15 protein-coding genes are annotated in these 16,831 nt (G+C 64.0%); 3 read left to right on the forward strand and 12 right to left on the reverse strand.

Going from position 1 to position 16,831, the window contains the following annotated elements; all coding sequences use genetic code 11:
• Positions 1-108: 108 nt before the first annotated feature.
• The 8 genes from YUU_RS0113765 to YUU_RS0113800 form a co-directional block, all read right to left on the reverse strand.
• Positions 109-732, reverse strand: coding sequence for a riboflavin synthase (locus tag YUU_RS0113765; RefSeq protein ID WP_027522893.1), 624 nt, complete (start codon positions 730-732; stop codon positions 109-111).
• Complete coding sequence (gene ribD, locus YUU_RS0113770; RefSeq protein WP_027522894.1) at positions 733-1,881, reverse strand: bifunctional diaminohydroxyphosphoribosylaminopyrimidine deaminase/5-amino-6-(5-phosphoribosylamino)uracil reductase RibD; 1,149 nt, start codon at positions 1,879-1,881, stop codon at positions 733-735.
• Positions 1,878-2,360, reverse strand: coding sequence for a transcriptional regulator NrdR (gene nrdR, locus YUU_RS0113775; protein WP_027522895.1), 483 nt, complete (start codon positions 2,358-2,360; stop codon positions 1,878-1,880). Before nrdR ends, ribD begins: the two co-directional genes overlap by 4 nt.
• A 17-nt stretch (positions 2,361-2,377) precedes the next feature.
• Positions 2,378-3,676, reverse strand: coding sequence for a serine hydroxymethyltransferase (glyA, locus tag YUU_RS0113780; protein WP_027522896.1), 1,299 nt, complete (start codon positions 3,674-3,676; stop codon positions 2,378-2,380).
• Between the two features lie 304 nt (positions 3,677-3,980).
• Positions 3,981-4,202 (reverse strand): hypothetical protein, encoded by a 222-nt coding sequence (locus YUU_RS0113785; RefSeq protein ID WP_027522897.1) that lies wholly within the window; start codon positions 4,200-4,202, stop codon positions 3,981-3,983.
• Positions 4,203-4,239: 37 nt separating this feature from the next.
• Complete coding sequence (locus YUU_RS0113790; protein WP_027522898.1) at positions 4,240-4,476, reverse strand: hypothetical protein; 237 nt, start codon at positions 4,474-4,476, stop codon at positions 4,240-4,242.
• 201 nt (positions 4,477-4,677) lie between these two features.
• The gene (ldtR, locus tag YUU_RS0113795; protein ID WP_027522899.1) at positions 4,678-5,196 is read right to left on the reverse strand and encodes a transcriptional regulator LdtR; all 519 of its coding nucleotides are present in this window, start codon (positions 5,194-5,196) and stop codon (positions 4,678-4,680) included.
• 503 nt (positions 5,197-5,699) lie between these two features.
• Positions 5,700-6,185 (reverse strand): DUF6163 family protein, encoded by a 486-nt coding sequence (locus tag YUU_RS0113800; RefSeq protein WP_027522900.1) that lies wholly within the window; start codon positions 6,183-6,185, stop codon positions 5,700-5,702.
• A 212-nt stretch (positions 6,186-6,397) separates the two neighbouring features.
• Between YUU_RS0113800 and hemB the strand changes: the two genes are divergently transcribed.
• From hemB to YUU_RS0113815, 3 genes are all read left to right on the forward strand, one after another.
• Positions 6,398-7,468 (forward strand): porphobilinogen synthase, encoded by a 1,071-nt coding sequence (gene hemB / locus YUU_RS0113805; protein ID WP_027522901.1) that lies wholly within the window; start codon positions 6,398-6,400, stop codon positions 7,466-7,468.
• 233 nt (positions 7,469-7,701) lie between these two features.
• Positions 7,702-8,259: an RDD family protein gene (locus tag YUU_RS0113810; protein ID WP_027522902.1), complete on the forward strand. Its 558-nt coding sequence runs from the start codon at positions 7,702-7,704 to the stop codon at positions 8,257-8,259.
• Between the two features lie 105 nt (positions 8,260-8,364).
• Positions 8,365-9,141, forward strand: coding sequence for an arginyltransferase (locus tag YUU_RS0113815; protein WP_027522903.1), 777 nt, complete (start codon positions 8,365-8,367; stop codon positions 9,139-9,141).
• A 21-nt stretch (positions 9,142-9,162) separates the two neighbouring features.
• On the opposite strand, the gene YUU_RS0113820 is transcribed toward YUU_RS0113815, so the two are convergent.
• From YUU_RS0113820 to YUU_RS0113835, 4 genes are read right to left on the reverse strand one after another with little or no spacing between them, the layout of a single operon-like run.
• Positions 9,163-10,554, reverse strand: coding sequence for a Dyp-type peroxidase domain-containing protein (locus YUU_RS0113820; RefSeq protein ID WP_245288011.1), 1,392 nt, complete (start codon positions 10,552-10,554; stop codon positions 9,163-9,165).
• A 53-nt stretch (positions 10,555-10,607) separates the two neighbouring features.
• Positions 10,608-12,419, reverse strand: a complete 1,812-nt coding sequence (locus YUU_RS0113825; protein WP_027522905.1) for a hypothetical protein — start codon at positions 12,417-12,419, stop codon at positions 10,608-10,610.
• 18 nt (positions 12,420-12,437) lie between these two features.
• Positions 12,438-13,721, reverse strand: coding sequence for a cytochrome P450 (locus YUU_RS0113830; RefSeq protein WP_027522906.1), 1,284 nt, complete (start codon positions 13,719-13,721; stop codon positions 12,438-12,440).
• Entirely contained in the window at positions 13,718-16,720 is a 3,003-nt protein-coding gene (locus YUU_RS0113835) for an adenylate/guanylate cyclase domain-containing protein (protein ID WP_245288012.1), read from the reverse strand. The genes YUU_RS0113830 and YUU_RS0113835 overlap by 4 nt, the downstream gene beginning before the upstream one ends.
• Positions 16,721-16,831: the final 111 nt, after the last annotated feature.

The raw sequence follows: 16,831 nt of genomic DNA on the forward strand, positions 1-16,831 counted from the left end.
CGGGGCGATGCGACGGGACCGCGGAGCGCGGCCCGGAGCATCAAACCCGGAATCCCGAGATTCCGGGTCTGGTCCTTCGGACCATCCCGGAATGACCGGCTCCGCCGGTCACGTCATTTCGGTCAGTCGCGCCGCATAGCGGGCCATCAGATCGACCTCGATATTGACCTCGTCCCCGGCGCGCCAGGCACCGATGGTTGTGACGCTGAGGGTGTGCGGGATGATCAGGACCGAAAAGGTCACGTCCTTGACCGTATTGATGGTCAAGGACACGCCGTCCAGGGTGATCGAGCCCTTGGTCGCGATGAAGCGCGCGAGCTCCCGCGTGGTCTTGAGCTCGAACCGCGCCATGTCGGGCAAGTCCTCGCGACTGAGAAGCGTCGCGATCCCGTCGGCATGTCCTGCGACAATATGGCCGCCGAGCTCGTCACCGATCTTCAGCGCGCGCTCGAGATTGAGCTTCGTACCAATTTTCCAGTGCTTGGCCGTCGTCAGCGCCAGCGTCTCCGCCGCGGCGTCGACATCGAACCAAGTCCTTTCAGCAGAGTCTTTGCCGCCTTCGATGCCGGAAGCGACCACGGTCAGGCAGACGCCGTTGCAGGCGATCGAGGCACCATCGGCGATGGTCGCACGATCGTAGCGGCAGGCAATGCGCAGCCGATGCAACTGGCCCTGAGCCGTCGGCGTCAGGCCGACGATCTCGCCGATATCAGTGACAATGCCAGTGAACATTTAAGCGCGCTCGTAGATGGTGAGAGTATCCCTGTCGAATGTTTCGCTAGCATGAACCTTGAAGGCGGGCGACTGCGTGATTTTCGACAGGGGCAATGCATCGAGCGCATCGACGCCGCCGGCGCCGATCGCTTCGGTCCCGCGGAACAGCCAGATCTCATCCACCAGATCGGCCGCGACGAAGGACGAGGCCACATGGCTGCCGCCCTCGACCATCAGCCGCGTGATGCCCTTCTCGGCCAGCGCGTGCAGCACTGCAGGAAGATCGAGCCCCGGCGTGCTGCCGGGCGACATGCGCATGACCTGGGCGCCAGCCGCGCCGAGCCGCGTGGCTGCGGCAGCTTCCGCGAGCTCAGAGCCGATCACCCACAGCGCGGTCTCGCGTGCGGAATGGACGAGCTGGCTCGACGACGGAAGGCGTAAACTCCGGTCGAGCACGATGCGCACCGGGGAGCGTGCTTCCATGCCCGGCAGGCGACAGGTCAGAAGCGGATCGTCCGCAAGCACCGTGCCGATGCCGACCAGGATGGCATCGCTCTGCGCTCGCAAGAGATGCACGCGGTTGCGCGCGGCCTCTCCCGTGATCGCGACCGGCTTGCCGCCGGCCGCCCCGATCTTGTCGTCGGGCGAGACCGCAAGCTTCAGGATCACATGCGGGCGCTTGTGGCGGATACGGCGGAAATGGCCGGCATGATCGTAGGCAGCATCCACAGCACAGAGCCCGACATCGACGGTGATGCCTGCGGCGCGCAAGCGCGCGTGGCCTTGTCCTGCGACCTCCGGATTGGGATCCTCGATCGCCGCCACCACGCGCGTGATGCCGGCCGCGATCACGGCGTCCGCGCAAGGCGGCGACTTGCCGAAATGCGAGCAGGGTTCGAGCGTGACGTAGAGCGTCGCGCCACGGGCCGCCTCGCCCGTGCGTCGCAGCGCCTCGCGCTCGGCATGCGGGCGGCCGCCGTGTTGCGTCCAGCCGCGGCCGACGATCACGCCATCCCTGACGATGACGGCGCCGACGGACGGGTTCGGCCAGGTGCGCCCCTGCCCGCGCCGGCCGAGCGCCAGCGCAAGCTGCATGAAGCGGCGATCAGCGTCTTTGGACTCACGGGCCTTCTGCGCGAGCTGATCCTCCAGAATGCGGAAGATCATTTGCGTATCGCGGCGAGCCGCGCTTCCTCCTCGCCGGAGAGCTCGCCGAGCACGTCGGCAAAATCCTTGGCCTCGCGGAAATTGCGGTAGACGGAGGCGAAGCGCACATAGGCGACGTCGTCGAGCGTGCGCAGATGCTCCATCACGGTCTCGCCGATCACCTCCGAGGAGATCTCGGCCTCGCCCGCGGTCTCGAGCTCGCGCACGATGGCAGAAACCATCTTCTCCACCCGCTCCGGCTCGACCGGCCGCTTGCGCAAGGAGATCTGCACCGAGCGCATCAGCTTGTCGCGGTCGAACGGAACGCGGCGGCCGTTGCGCTTGATCACGGTGAGCTCGCGCAGCTGCACGCGCTCGAAGGTGGTGAAGCGGAAATTGCAGGCGACGCAGATGCGCCGCCTGCGGATCACGGACGAATCCTCGGTCGGACGCGAGTCCTTAACCTGCGTATCGAGACTGTTGCAGTTGGGACAGCGCATCCGCTTGTTATCCGCCCTTACTGGTAGATCGGGAACCGATCGGTGAGCGCCTTGACGCGTTCCTTGATCGCGGCCTCGACCAGCGGCGCGTTGCCGTCGTCCGACTGCGCGATTGCGTTCAGGACTTCAGCGATCATGCCGCCGACCTGCTGGAATTCAGCGACGCCGAAACCGCGGGTCGTCGCGGCCGGCGTGCCAAGACGCAAACCGGAGGTGACGAAGGGCTTCTCGGGGTCGAAGGGAATGCCGTTCTTGTTGCAGGTGATGGCGGCGCGGACCAGCGCCTTCTCCGAGACGTTGCCCTTCAGGCCCTTCGGCCTGAGGTCAACGAGCATCAGATGGTTGTCAGTGCCGCCCGAGACGATATCGAACCCGTGACTGCGCAGCGTTTCGGCGAGCGCCTTGGCATTCTCGACGACGTTCTTGGCGTAGACCTTGAAATCCGGCCGCAGCGCCTCGGCGAACGCCACCGCCTTCGCCGCGATCACGTGCATCAGCGGCCCGCCCTGGAGACCCGGGAAGATCGCCGAGTTGAGCTTCTTGGTGAGCGTCTCGTCATTCCACAGGATCAGGCCGCCGCGCGGTCCGCGCAGCGACTTGTGGGTCGTGGTGGTGGTGACGTGCGCATGAGGCACGGGAGAAGCATGCACGCCACCGGCAACGAGGCCGGCGAAATGCGCCATGTCGACCAGCAGATAGGCACCGACGCTGTCGGCGATCTCGCGGAAGCGCTTGAAGTCCCAGGCGCGCGAATAGGCAGAGCCGCCGGCGATGATCAGCTTCGGCTTGATCTCTTCGGCCTGCTTGGCCACCACGTCCATGTCGATGACCTGGTCCTCGCGTCGCACCGTGTAGTGCGCGGCCTTGAACCACTTGCCGCTCATGTTGACGGGCGAGCCGTGGGTGAGATGGCCGCCGGCGGCCAGATCAAGGCCCATGAAGGTGTCGCCGGGCTGCATCAGCGCCAGGAACACGGCCTGGTTCATCTGGCTGCCGGAGTTCGGCTGCACGTTGGCGAAATTGGCGCCGAACAGCCGCTTGGCGCGATCGATCGCGAGGTTCTCGGCAACGTCAACCCATTCGCAACCGCCATAGTATCGCGCGCCGGGGTAACCTTCCGCGTATTTGTTGGTCATCACCGAACCCTGCGCTTCCAGCACGGCCCGGCTGACGATGTTCTCGGAGGCGATCAGCTCGATCTCGTGGCGCTGACGGCCGAGCTCGCCCTTGATGGCGGCGGCGATTTCCGGGTCGGCCTTGTCGAGCGAGGCCGTAAAAAACGAATCGGGCGCGGAGGCGGTTTTGGCGGAAGTCATCGGCGAATATCTCCACCGCCGCAGCCTTTTTGGCGGGCTACGGTCGGTCTTGTGTGACGGTTGGAAGCAGCCGCGATCTACCACATCGCCCCGGTCCGGCCAAGCATTTGCGGGTCCGGGGCGACAATTATGCCAGATATGGTGGGGATCGCGGGGATTTGGAGGCCCGCAGATGTACGGGATCGCCCGCGCCGGGCGCTCGCCGAGCGTTAACAGGCGGCCGCCGCCACACCCGCCGCTTGGCGCCCAGAGGGGCGCCGGCAGCCGGTTCCTCCGGCTTTGAGATAGACTTGGCCGCCTCTCCTCACAAACCGGTATAACCCGCCTTCACCGGGTCGATGCTGCCGTCGAGCTGGCGCAGGTAGGTCAGGCCGCAGACCGTCAACCGATGAGTGTCCTTCTCGCCCGCCTCAACCAGCGTATTGAGGTAGTTGGTCACCTTGGCCCTCGCCTCCTCGCTCGCCGCAGCGGTGCGGTTGGCGAGCAGGTCATAGGTCTTCATGATGCGGTCGATGGCGGCTTCCATGGCATCCTCTGCTTGATCTGAATTTTGGGGAATGCTGTCAGGCAAACGCTTCGGCCTCGAACGCGGCCTCGAATTTCGCGATTGCCTTGTTGGCCAGCCTGATCTTGTTGAATTCGCCGTGCTGGAACAGCTGCACGATGATCTTCAGCAGCCGCTCATCGGTGACGAGCGTATCGGGGAGCGCGCCAGCTCTGCGCAGATAATTCGCGGCGATAGCATAGGCCTCGCTCACGATCTCCACGTTCATGGTCTGTAGTCCACGCTCGACCAGCATCGCACGCCTCCGATCTGAAGGGGATAAGCTGCGAGCCGGCGGCTGGTTCCGCAAGGGCGCTGCTTTTTTCGCAGGTGCAAAAACACAAAACGCGCCGGTCCGGGCAAAGCCGGGCCGGCGCGATCGGGGAAGTTTAGGCACGTTCGCGAGGCACGCCGGTCTTGTTTAGGGCCGGCTTGGCCTTGATCCCTCCGAATAAACTCAGAGCCGATACAGGATCTGGTCGGTCCAGAACCGCTCGAGGCGATGCAGCGACTTGTTGAGCGTGGAGAACTCCTCGCCCGAGATGCCGCCGACCTGCTCCACCGTCTTGACGTGCTTCTGGTAGAGCGCGTCGACGATGCGGCGAACTTCCTGGCCCTGCGGGGTCAGGCGGATGCGCACCGAGCGACGATCAACGCGCGAGCGCTGATGATCGAGGAAGCCGAGCTCGACGAGCTTCTTCAGATTGTAGGAGACGTTGGAGCCGAGATAGTAGCCGCGCGTGCGCAGCTCGCCTGCGGTCAGCTCCTTGTCGCCGATGTTGTAGAGCAAGAGCGCCTGCACCGAGTTGATGTCGGCGCGGCCGCGACGATCGAATTCATCCTTGATGACGTCGAGCAAGCGGCGATGCAGCCGCTCCACCAAAGTCAAAGCTTCCAGATAGAGCGACTGCACCGAGCCCTGCTGGCCGGCGACGCGCTCTGCGGTATCTGCCGCAGTTGCGACGGCTTTCATCATGACACTTCCCCTGTTGTCGTTTTTGTCGACACTTATTCGACGAAACTTTTGTCCCGCCTGATAGCCGCAACTTAAGGGGAGGCGTTTGAAGATCAGCTTAAATAAGAGAATAAAGAGATCATGAATTTAAGACAGTGAATCGCGGATTAAGCCTGTGCGACAAGGACTTTTCGCAACCCTCTGTTGACGGTGGCAAGGTCCTGTTCACCCTCCGTCCGCACCACTTGTCGCATTCCAGAACAGCCCTGCCCTGTTTCGAAACGGGAGCGTAAGAGCTGTGGCGGATCACGCAGGATCCGTGAAAACTTGCCGCAAATTTGAGGCAACCATCGATCAACCATCGACGCGCGAAAACACGCTCTCGTGTCCCTGACGCGCTGCAGCGTGCAACGCTGCTGCGCAGTGCCGGCACTCGGACGCCCGACAGACAATTGTGGAAATTGTGGAAAGATGCGCCCCGCACCCGATCGTGGATGCGCTGCGCAAAACCAGAATTGGCTTTGCTATGGCGGGCGCTCGCGCGCGGCCATCCATGCGAGCGCGAGATAGGCGGCGAGCATGAAAGCTTCGACCGCGACCACGATGAGGCTGCCGCCATAGATGCCGGGGAACATCAATTCGATCACCGCCATCGACACCACCGTCGTGAGCCACACGACCGCGCCCCAGGGCGTCGCGAGCCACAGGCCGACGGCGGCGACGAGTTCGATCACGGCGAAGTAGACGGTTGCGGCCTGCCAGGCCATCGACTGGTTCTCGAACGCATCGTCCTCGCCGCCGACGAAGCCCGTCACCTGCGCCCAGTGATAGAGGCCCTTCAGGATCGAGAGCAGCGCCATCACGCGCAGGAATAGCACGAGCCGCCGCGTCCAGACGTTCTCGTCGGACTCGGGTCTCTCGGACGACAGCGCGGCCACCGACATCGCGCTGTCTCTGCCGTTGTCCCTGGCGCCGTCGCGGGCGGCATCGCGGGTTGAGATCTCGGACATGGCTCCCCTTCTGGCCGCTTCGCCCGGCAAAATCAATCGGTCTGCTACCGGGTTGCGGAAGGTCAAGCCGCGGTGACGGGAACCATGCGAGCTGGTATAAGAATAATTCTAGTTCGGCATGATCCGGAAAAGTCTGCAGCGGTTTTCCGAAAAGATCATGCCCAAACAACAACTAAGCGCGATGATGAATCATCGCGCTGGAGATACCTACAATGGCGATCAAGTACGGACGTCCGATCGAATTGCGCGAGGTAGCGCGCGGAAACGCGACCGCCGCTCCTGCCAGAGATCTGGGCTTGGATCTGACCGTCCGCCCGCGCCGCAACCGCAAGGCGGAATGGGCGCGGCGCCTGGTGCGCGAGAACGTGCTCACCACGGACGACTTGATCTGGCCGCTGTTCCTGATCGACGGCAGCAACAAGCGCGAGGCGATTGCCTCGATGCCCGGCGTCGAACGGCTCAGCGTCGACCAGGCGGTGCGTGAGGCCGAGCGCGCGATGAAGCTGACGATCCCCTGCATCGCGCTGTTTCCCTACACGGAAGCCTCGCTGCGCGACGAGCACGGCTCGGAAGCGACCAATCCCGACAACCTCGTCTGCCAGGCCGTGCGCGCGATCAAGAAGGAATTCCCTGACATCGGCATCCTCTGCGACGTCGCGCTGGATCCCTTCACCAGCCATGGCCACGACGGCCTGATCGCGGACGGCAGGGTCCTGAACGACGAGACGGTCGCCGTGCTCGTGGGCCAGGCGCTGGTGCAGGCGGAGGCCGGCTGCGACATCATCGCGCCCTCCGACATGATGGACGGCCGCGTCGGCGCGATCCGCGAAGGGCTCGACCGTGCCGGCCTGCTCGACGTGCAGATCATGGCCTATGCGGCGAAATACGCCTCTGCCTTCTACGGCCCGTTCCGCGACGCCATCGGCTCGGCCAAGACGCTTGTAGGCGACAAGCGTACGTATCAGATGGACAGCGCCAACACCGATGAAGCACTTCGCGAAGTCGAGCTCGACATCGCCGAGGGCGCTGACATGGTGATGGTGAAGCCCGGCATGCCCTATCTCGACGTCGTACGGCGGGTGAAGGACACTTTTGCGATGCCGACCTTCGCCTACCAGGTCTCCGGCGAATACGCGATGATCGCGGCAGCTGCCGGCAATGGCTGGCTCGACGGCGAGCGCGCGATGATGGAAAGCCTCCTCGCCTTCAAGCGCGCCGGCGCCGACGGCATGCTGACGTATTTTGCGCCGAAGGCAGCAGAGAAGATCAAGGCGCAGAGTTAATACAACTTCCGTCATTCCGGGGCGGTCCGCAGGACCGAACCCGGAATCTCGAGATTCCCAGGTGCGCAAGTGCGCACCATAGTTCGATGCTGACGCATCGCCCCGAAATGACAGTGTCCAATCACTGCCCCCGAATCGCCGGAATATTTCCGCTTGTTGATCGCCGCGGCCTTGGCAGCGGGACGGCCTGATCCCATGTGCAGCCACGAGTGTTTCCGATCGGAGAACGGACCATGTCGTATTCGGACTCGGGCAATTCGAGCCCTAACTCGGGTCCCCGGCGCAATGACGGCGGGGTTCCGCCGCATGCCTATGATCCCTACCTCCAGCCGGAGCTGTTCCGTGGCGTATCGACCCGACGGGTATTCGCCTTCCTGATCGATCTCATCGTGATCTCGGTCCCGGTAATCCTCGGCTACATCTTCATCGCCGTGTTCGGCATCGTCACGCTTGGTCTGGGCTGGGCGCTGTTCTGGCTCGCCTGGCCGGCCTCGGTGATCTGGGCCGTGGTCTATTACGGCGCCTGCATCGGCGGTCCGCATTCCGCGACGATCGGCATGCGGGTGATGGATCTGGAGTTGCGCACCTGGTACGGCGCACCCGGTTATTTCGTGCTCGGTGCCATGCACGCGGTGCTGTTCTGGGTGTCGATCTCGTTCCTGACGCCGTTCGTGATCGTCGTCGGCCTGTTCAACGGCCGCCGGCGCCTGTTGCACGACATCGTGCTGGGAACGGTCGTCATCAACAACTCGGTCCGCTCGCCCGTGCCGCAGACGGCAAGAACCTATTAGAGAAACCTACTAGAGCGCCTCCTAAACCACCTTGTGAGCTGACCGATTGACCATGAGCCTCCGTAGCGCGATGCTGATACCTGTTTCGGAGGCCTACGACGTCCCTTGACCCAGCACTCGCGCGACACCCCCCAATTCTACCTTACGGCGCCCTCGCCCTGCCCGTACCTGCCGGGCCGGCATGAGCGCAAGGTGTTTACGCACCTCGTGGGGGACCGCGCCGGCGACCTCAACGACCTCCTGACCCATGGCGGCTTCCGCCGCAGCCAGTCGATCGCCTACAGGCCCGCCTGCGACCAGTGCCGGGCCTGCGTCTCGGTCCGGGTGGTCGCCAACGAGTTCCGCCCGTCCCGCAACTTCCGCAAGGTGATGGCGCGCAACGCCGACATCATCGGCGAGCAGCGCAGCGCGGTTCCGACCTCCGAGCAGTATTCGGTGTTCCGCGGCTATCTCGACGCCCGACACCGCCATGGCGGCATGGCCGACATGACCGTGCTCGACTATGCCATGATGGTCGAGGACAGCCATGTGGAGACCCGCATCATCGAGTACCGCAAGCGCGGCCCCGACAGCGGCATCACCGGCCGCGGCGAGGAGCTCTTGGCGGTGGCGCTGACCGACGTGCTCAGCGACGGGCTGTCGATGGTCTATTCCTTCTTTGAGCCGAGCCAGGTCGGCCGCTCGCTCGGCACCTTCATGATCCTCGACCACATTGCCCGCGCCCGGCGCCAGGGCCTGCCCTACGTCTATCTCGGCTACTGGATCGAGGGCTCCAAGAAGATGGACTACAAGGCGCGCTTCCTGCCGCAGCAGCGCCTCGCACCCTCCGGATGGCTGCGCGTCGACGCACAAGGCGACACGGCGTCAGAGCCGCAGGATTAGGCCCTTTCGACGTCTTGCCGCTCAGGGGACTGCCGCTTCGGCCTGGTGCGCCGCGGCCGTCCTGGCGCCGGCGCGATGTCTGACGATGAAGTTGAGCGCCGCGATCCCCGGCAGGAAGAAGTAGCCGCCTCCGAGCGGCTTGGTGAACGAGGCCAGCGTCACTTCGCTGCCGCTCGGCAATCCGGGAATGGTGAACGTTTTGGGGTCAGGAAGCGACCCGACGACGGGGTCGTCCTGGTCGTGGAGAGTCCCGAACCTTGGGTTTTGTACCCAGCGCTGGTGAATGAACTCGAACTGGCGCTCGAGATCCGCATTGCACGCGATGAAGAACAGGCCGTCGCGCGTGCCGCTGTCGGTCTCTTCGCGATAGGGCCGTCCACGGCGGAGCAGCCGGTGCAGCTTGGATGACTTGATGCTTGATTGCACATCGATGCCCAGGGAATCGCGCGGGTTGGACCTACGGATGTGAGCCCCCTTCGGACAAGCGAAGCCATTTGCATCCTCGACACGGTAACGGAAGGCGTCGGCCGCCGAATCCGATCCCGGGGGGCCTTGCCAGCCGAGCGGCATGCCATCCATTCGACGTCCCATCAGCTTTTCGCAGATGCCCTGGCCGTTCGCTTTCCTGAACTCCTCGAACGCCTCGACATCCTGCTGGATCTGGCGCACGGCCAGGTAGCTTCCGTTCAGCGTGAAGCGGTCTCCCGACTGCGGCCACTCCTTCACATTGGGACAGTAAGTGAGTTCGTCATACTCGTTGCGATAGCCCAGAACGAATTCTCCGGGCTCGACGACACGATCTTCATAGAAATGGCCGGCGTCCCGTTCGGCCTGCTTCCGCGACGCGCCTCCCTCTTCTCTGAGGCCGCGGATCACGGGTTGCGCGAGGCCATCGCGAAACCCGAACGGCTCGCGCAGTCTGCCGTCTTCTTTCTTCTTGAACGAGCAAGGATTGTTTTCGACGGTCCTGATGACGAACACATCTGGATCGGGAGCCTCCATTCGTGATTCTTCGTCGAGCACCCACCATTGCGCTACGAGAACATGGACCGTCTGGCAGCCGTCGTGGCCTTCAACATCGGACCAGCGCCATTGATCACGCGAAGTGTCTCTCAACAGCTCTTTGCGCAGCGCGCTCCCCATGCCGCTGCTGAAAGGAGTCGGGAACGGATGCGTCTCGGCCTCGGAACAGCCGAGCTTCTTCAGCCCTGAAAAACTGAAAGCGACCGCCACCGCTTCGCTGATCGATGCTTCCGATTTCGCCTTGCCTTCCTCGACGCGCTTGGCACTGACGACCAGGCCGCTGTTGGCGAGTTGTGCAAGCCATGCCCGGGCCTGATCCTCGCGGCCGTCGCGGATCGTCAGCAGCCAGAAGCGGCTGGATTTGAGCCAGCCGAAGCCGCTCTTCAGCATGCCCTGGATGTCGTGTCTCTGCTTGGAAAGATGCGGCGCGTGCTTCACGTACTTCATGTTTCGATGGCCCTCATAATCAGGTCGTCGTTTTTCTCGTTGCGCTCGCCGAACAGGGCGTCGCGCAGCCCAGTGGCGAGATTGATCTCGTCGATCGTCGCGTTGCACGCCACGAAGCGGTACAGATTCGGAAGCATGCTGTCGCGCGCGTAGGATTTGAACTTCAGCTCGCACTTCACTCCCCGGTAAATGAGAAACCGCGTCGGCGGGAAGCTGCGCGGCTGCGCAATGCCGGGCTGACCGGCCACCGCCGGTACGCGCGGGTTCAGCTCCGTCCACCGCCATGCCAGCGTCGTTCCGCTGGAAGCGCCGTTGATGAAGTCGTCGAGGTAGCCGCCAAAATTGCCGTCATAGTTCGAGCAAAACAGGAAGCGGCGACCGTTGTCGATGATGTGCCAGTGGCCGAAATGGATGCCCGGCGCATCTCCCAGCCATCCCTGCGTGAAAAACACCCGTCCGGCGAACGTCACGATGCGCAGGGAAGCCCGGATGCACCACGCGCTCCACCCCTGCGGACCGCACAAGTCCGTCAGGCTGATCATGTGCTGAATTCGGTCGACCTCTCGCGCCTCGCATCTCTCGATCGACGGGTGGATCTGCTGGGCGCGAGGAACGTCGTCTTCGAGTGGATGAAAGAACCTTTCGCTCAGCGTCGTGAACCGGCGATTGAGCCGGGAAAACAGCGCGCCGATGCAGAGCACCACGATGATCGCGACAACGGCGATCTCGGTGAGTTCCAATCCAGTAAGCTTCGGTATCTTCGGTTCGATGGTCTGTTCCATATACTCCGGCACCAGCGCGTAGGCCAAAGGAGCGAGGGTGTAGGCTATGGCGCACGCGGCGATGGCCAGGAGCAGCGGCACGCCGATGACCCAGCCGGCCACATAGGTAGACAGCGACGAGATCGTCTCAGTCGGCCGTTCGAGTTCGCGCTGAATGCTCTTCAACCAGCGTCTCCAGGACACGAATTGCGCCGGGAGCGGGACCAGGAACAGCCAGACCAGAAATGCAATCACCGACACCGCCAGCAGAAAATGTCCACTCATTGCCAGCAGACATTTGCTCGTCTTGCTCACGGCGTCCTCGATCGCCAGCACGACGGGATGCGGCTCGCCGAAGAACCAGTTGTAGGCGCGCGGAAGCGCCCCGCCGAGCCAGAGCACGACGAACCAGAGGACGAGCGCGCTTACTGGATAGGCGAGCTTCGCGCCGATGCCGGCGCCCTTCCCGCGCCAATAGGATCGCGGTGCAGGTTTGGCCGCCCACTCGAAGCGGGGGTTCGTGTATGCCCATCGTGCCAGCGCCAGGGCGAACGCGGTGCGATCATTGCCGTATTTCGGCTTCAGCGTCCGCGCTTCGTTTCGCGTCTGCTTGAGCAGCTCCGCTTCCATCTGGATCTGCCGAACCGACCGGTCGCGGGCGCCGACGAAGGCGCCATCGGCGATGCTGTGGCATTCCATCAGCCGGCCAAGCAATTGCTGCTTCTGCTGATCCGTCGGCTCTTCGACGTTGGGGAAATACATGCCGCCGAAGAGCGACCACATCGCGCCGCCGGAATGGTAGATCAGCCGGTACAGCAGGTCGTATGGGCTGAGACCCTCCTCGACGGCAAGCTCGAGCATCAGCGAAGGCCGCTGCTCCGCTGCATCGGCCATGGCCGGCAGGAGCCCGATCGATGCGAAGTGCACTACCGCGACATCCTTGAACAGGTCATTCAGCGCGCCAGAAACGGGCGTTGGAATTTCGCCTCCGCCGGGCCAGCCTGGCGCAACGATGCAGATCATCTGCTGCCGGACAATCTCGAGCATGGCTGTCCTTCTCCGCGCTTACGGGATACGCATACGCATGCACGACATCAGCGGCCCGTCGTACACGATGGCCTTGCCTTCACCGCGCGCCAGCTGCAGCCCGGGCAGGGTCAGCAAGCCGATCAGCGCGCTCGTCAGGATTTCGACTGCGTAGTCCCTGGCAGGACATTGCCGGTAGCCATATCCGAACATGAGATACCGCAAGGCATGTTCGTTGCCCCAATTGCGATGCGGGCAAAACTTGCCGCTGTCAGGAACCGCGGTTGAATCGAACAGGGCAGCGATCGACAAGAGCGAGACCTTCCCGCCGCCTGGACACTTGGCATTGTGTCGCGCGCCGGTCTCGACTTCGGTATCCCGCGGCACGTCACGCGCCAGGAGCGGAAAGATCGGACGGAAGCGCATCAGCTCGAGCACATGGTCGCGCACGACGTTGCGGAAATTGGCGTCGGTCCAGACGGATGCGCCAAGACTTTTGGCCTGCGATCGTAGCTGTTCGTAGACCTTCGGCCGTTCCAGGAGCTCCTGCACGGCAAGAGCTCCGGACTGCACCGTGACCGGATGCGAGATCCAGGCAAGGCCCACCGCGTTTCGTTCAATGTCCGCAGTGGAGCTCGTGACACCCCACGCCGTGCCGATGAGGCCGGTTAGGCGACCGATCCGCGCCTGTAGCGCATCCCCGCAGGTTTCCGCTCGCCGCCGAACCCCTAATGTCGCCAAGCTGCCAGCCAAGAGCTGCCCCGCGACATATCGGATTTCCAGCAGGTACTGTCGTTGCAGGCCCTGATTGACATTGCCCTGCGCGGCCGCGGCCGGGGCCGCCGAGCCCGCAACCACGGCGCCGGTTGCCGTTCCATACAGGGGCCTCATGGCATGAAACACCACCCACATCAGGTAATCATCAATCAGATCGAAAGCGCCCGCTCCGGGTTGGCTCACAGTATTGATCCGTCGCTTGGCCTCATCATCAGAGTCGACTGGAACGTTCAGAGCGGCCAACCGCTGATGGACCAGGTCCCTGTCGGAATCGTAGGTGGGACCTGGATCCATGCCGATCAGATAGGTCCCGGAGACCATGTTGGCCTCATGCGCCGTGTTGGAGAAGCTTCGCGTCCTTGTCAGGACACCTTTGACGGCACTGGCGCGGGCCACCATGCTGCCGCCCAGCGAGGGCCAGCGCCTGAGCACAGCGCCGACCGCGCGCAGGACGATGATGTGACGATTGAGCCAGCAAAAGGCACCATAGGAGAAGTTGCGGGCTCCCGGCGACAAGGCATCGGGTTCATACATCGAGAGTTTCATGCTGGGTGCCAATCCTCTTGTCGCTTTGCAAGCGCTGCAACGGCCCGCTTCTGGTAGTAGGGCATGCCGAGACGACGCGCCGCCTCGGAGGTCTGTGCGAAGCACGCTTCGGCCGCTGGCTCATCGCCCGCGCGCCGCAGCGTCACGGCCAGTTCGTAAAGGGCTTCCGTCCGGTGCCCGCTTTGTTCGCCCGCCTGGTCGACTGCCTTGCGTCCGGTGCTGATCGCATCGTCCAGCCGTCCGAGAGCGCGATAGGCAATACCGAGGCCGACGCGCATGAACGTCCTGCCGTAAGGATTGGCCGCGTCGTAGATGCGGTCTGCGAAGCCCTTCTCCAGCACCGAGACTGCTTCGGAGGCCTTGCCATTGCGCGCAAGCGCAATGCCGAGCACCCCGCAGCAAGCCGCCAGCGTGGTCGGCACCTTGTGCGTGATGCATTGCTGCACGGCCGTGCGCATCAAGGCCTCCGCACTGTCGAGTTCCTCCTCCTCGACCCAGATCTGTGCCTGGACCGTGTCGACTATCAGACGCGAATACGGATGATCGACCTTGGACAAAATCTCATAGGCGCGAGCGCAGACCTCGTGCCCGGCTTCGCAATCGCCAAGGCGCCATAGCGTGCTGGCATGGAACGCGTACAGGTTGATGATGGGGATGACAGCCCATCCGGGTTGGACGTAGTGCTCAGCTAACTCGGGCGCGTAGTCGGCCAGCAGGACGCGGCCTTCCGCGGCCGCCTCCGAATACCGCCCGAGAGCGTGAAAGTGCAGGAGGCGCGCCTGATGCGCCGCCATCGCCATGTGGCGACGCTGGGCAAGGCGGGCCGCTTCCAGGCCGTGCGTGGCATGCCGCAGCCCCTGTTCGAAGCGTCCGCGCATCCACAGAAACACCGCCGTCTGCGTCGAAACCGATGCGCGCGCGGGTTGGTCGTCCAACTGTGCGGCAAGGGCCTCGGCGCGCTCCATATTGCTGAAGATCTCGTCGATCTGCCCGAGCGCCATCATGGCGCCGATGGCTTCCAGCCGGAGCGCAAGTTCAAGGCCCTGCGCAGTCCGCGTGCCGCCGGCGCGGCGAGCCGCTTCAATGCCCATTTCGAACAGTTGCAGGGCTTCCTGATTGGCCGAGCGCGAGATGGCGCGCGCCATCGACTTCACGGCGTATCTTGCCGCATGCTCCCATTCCTCGCCCTTGAAGGCGTGATGGGCCAGAGCTGGCGCGGCATCGGCGTCCTCGGCACCGGGCTGCGACAGCAAAGCGAGGAAGGCGAGCCGATGCAGCGCCTTGAGGCGGGCGCGTGTCAGCGCCCCGAGCACGACGTCCCTGACCAGTGCATGACGGAACACGAAAGCGTGCTGCTCCAGCGAACGCCCCGTGGGATCGGGGCTCGTCAGCAAGCCGGACGAGACGCAAAGACCAAGCAGCTCCTCGGTCCGCGCAAAGTCTTCGTCCTGCATGGCTGCGATCAGCTCTCGCGTGATGGGATCACCGAGAACACTCGCCGCCTCCAGGGCCGACTTCGCGGCATCCGGCAGCCTGTCGACCCGCGCGCCGATCACGGCGGCGATGGAGCCCGGGACCCGCAACTCCCCGAGGGGGCGCTGCAAACGGTAGGCACCCGGCGTTCCCTCGAGTGATCCGTCATCGATCAGCGTGATGACCAGTTGCTCCATGAAGAAGGGATTGCCGTCGGCGCGACGAACCAGCTCGCTGGTCACCCCAAGCACCGAAGGATCATCGCCGAGCAAGGCTCGCGCGAGGACGAGCATCTCGCCGTCCCGCAGGGGCTCGACCAGGTACTCGGCGAACCACGTCGTCTGTCCCCATTGATGCTCGAAATCCGGACGGTAGCTGACGCAGACCAGAACCTGCAGCCCCTGGAGCCGGGGCAACAAGGCCTCGAACAGCCGCCGGCTGTCGCGATCGGCCAGGAACACATCCTCGAGCACGAGCACGAACGGGCCGGCCCGAACGCGCTGGCGAACGAGCCACAGCAGCGCCTCGCCGATACGGCGCCGCCTTTGCGCCGGATTGAGCACCAGCCAAGCTTCATTGGGCGCAGCAAACCCGAGCAGATCGCTCAAAGCCGCGAGATGGTCGGCGCCTTCTGCCGGCCATTTCGCGAGCAAGGATTGCATCGCCGCCTGCTTGACGTCGGTCGCGCTCGTACGAGGCAACTCCAGCAGACTGGCGATCAGGTCGGCCGCGGTGCTGTAGGCTCTCGTGCTTGCATAACCCCTCGCCTGCGCGACGCACAGGTCCACACCGTGGCCTGCGAGAGCGGCCGTCCAATCGGCGATCAGACGGGACTTTCCGATGCCGGCATCGCCGCGCAGCCCGACCGTCCGCATGGCGCCTTGCCTGACGGTTTCGAGCTCCCCCGCCAGAATCTGCAACAGCTCCTGGCGCCCGATAAGCGGTGCCCAGCGCTGCTTTCGCGTCAACGGTGCGGCCGCCGAGCTTTCGGTCTCGACCACGACTTCGTGAAGTTCGATCGGGGCGGCCAATCCGCGCACGGGCTTTATTCCGACCGGCCGCGTGTCGATCTGCAGTGTGACGAGGCGCTGCGTCGCCGCGCTGATCAAGATGCCGCCCGGGGGCGCCAGTTTCTCCAGCCGCGACGCGATGTGGATCGTCTGGCCGTCCGCACCGTAGTGCGACCACTGGTACTGTCCGACGATCCCGACCAGGACCTCGCCCGAGTTGATGCCGATGCGCAGCGTCGGGCTGGCGACGCCTTGCGCCTCCTGGCCGGGAATGGTTGCCCTCTGCATCTTCAGAGCGGCCATGCAGGCCCGCAAGGCGTGATCTTCCTGCGCCAGCGGAGCGCCGAACAATGCAACGAGGCCGTCTCCCAGCAATTGGCTGACGGTGCCTCCAAAGGTTTCGACCGCGTCGGCAAGCAGGTCGAGCGTTCGGCCGAGATAGTTCCGGGATTCCTCGGGGTCCGCGTGCTGCAACAATGAGGTCGAGTCGCAGACGTCGACGAACAGCACGCTCACCTGCTTGTTTTCGGTCAGCAGCTGCGCCCGCGAGTTGGGACGTTGCGAAGCGGATCGCGGCTCGCGCTCCGTTGCGCCTGAGGTTGAGGGCCCGGAAGACTTGTCGGCGGC

Source organism: Bradyrhizobium sp. Ec3.3, from assembly GCF_000472925.1.
Taxonomy (GTDB): domain Bacteria; phylum Pseudomonadota; class Alphaproteobacteria; order Rhizobiales; family Xanthobacteraceae; genus Bradyrhizobium.

Excerpts from the sequence above, each read along its gene's own strand:
- YUU_RS0113765 (WP_027522893.1), bottom strand. The coding sequence starts at position 732 with ATGTTCACTGGCATTGTCACTGATATCGGCGAGATCGTCGGCCTGACG.
- ribD (WP_027522894.1), bottom strand. The coding sequence starts at position 1,881 with ATGATCTTCCGCATTCTGGAGGATCAGCTCGCGCAGAAGGCCCGTGAG.
- nrdR (WP_027522895.1), bottom strand. The coding sequence starts at position 2,360 with ATGCGCTGTCCCAACTGCAACAGTCTCGATACGCAGGTTAAGGACTCG.
- glyA (WP_027522896.1), bottom strand. The coding sequence starts at position 3,676 with ATGACTTCCGCCAAAACCGCCTCCGCGCCCGATTCGTTTTTTACGGCC.
- YUU_RS0113785 (WP_027522897.1), bottom strand. The coding sequence starts at position 4,202 with ATGGAAGCCGCCATCGACCGCATCATGAAGACCTATGACCTGCTCGCC.
- YUU_RS0113790 (WP_027522898.1), bottom strand. The coding sequence starts at position 4,476 with ATGCTGGTCGAGCGTGGACTACAGACCATGAACGTGGAGATCGTGAGC.
- ldtR (WP_027522899.1), bottom strand. The coding sequence starts at position 5,196 with ATGATGAAAGCCGTCGCAACTGCGGCAGATACCGCAGAGCGCGTCGCC.
- YUU_RS0113800 (WP_027522900.1), bottom strand. The coding sequence starts at position 6,185 with ATGTCCGAGATCTCAACCCGCGATGCCGCCCGCGACGGCGCCAGGGAC.
- hemB (WP_027522901.1), top strand. The coding sequence starts at position 6,398 with ATGGCGATCAAGTACGGACGTCCGATCGAATTGCGCGAGGTAGCGCGC.
- YUU_RS0113810 (WP_027522902.1), top strand. The coding sequence starts at position 7,702 with ATGTCGTATTCGGACTCGGGCAATTCGAGCCCTAACTCGGGTCCCCGG.
- YUU_RS0113820 (WP_245288011.1), bottom strand. The coding sequence starts at position 10,554 with ATGCTGAAGAGCGGCTTCGGCTGGCTCAAATCCAGCCGCTTCTGGCTG.
- YUU_RS0113825 (WP_027522905.1), bottom strand. The coding sequence starts at position 12,419 with ATGCTCGAGATTGTCCGGCAGCAGATGATCTGCATCGTTGCGCCAGGC.
- YUU_RS0113830 (WP_027522906.1), bottom strand. The coding sequence starts at position 13,721 with ATGAAACTCTCGATGTATGAACCCGATGCCTTGTCGCCGGGAGCCCGC.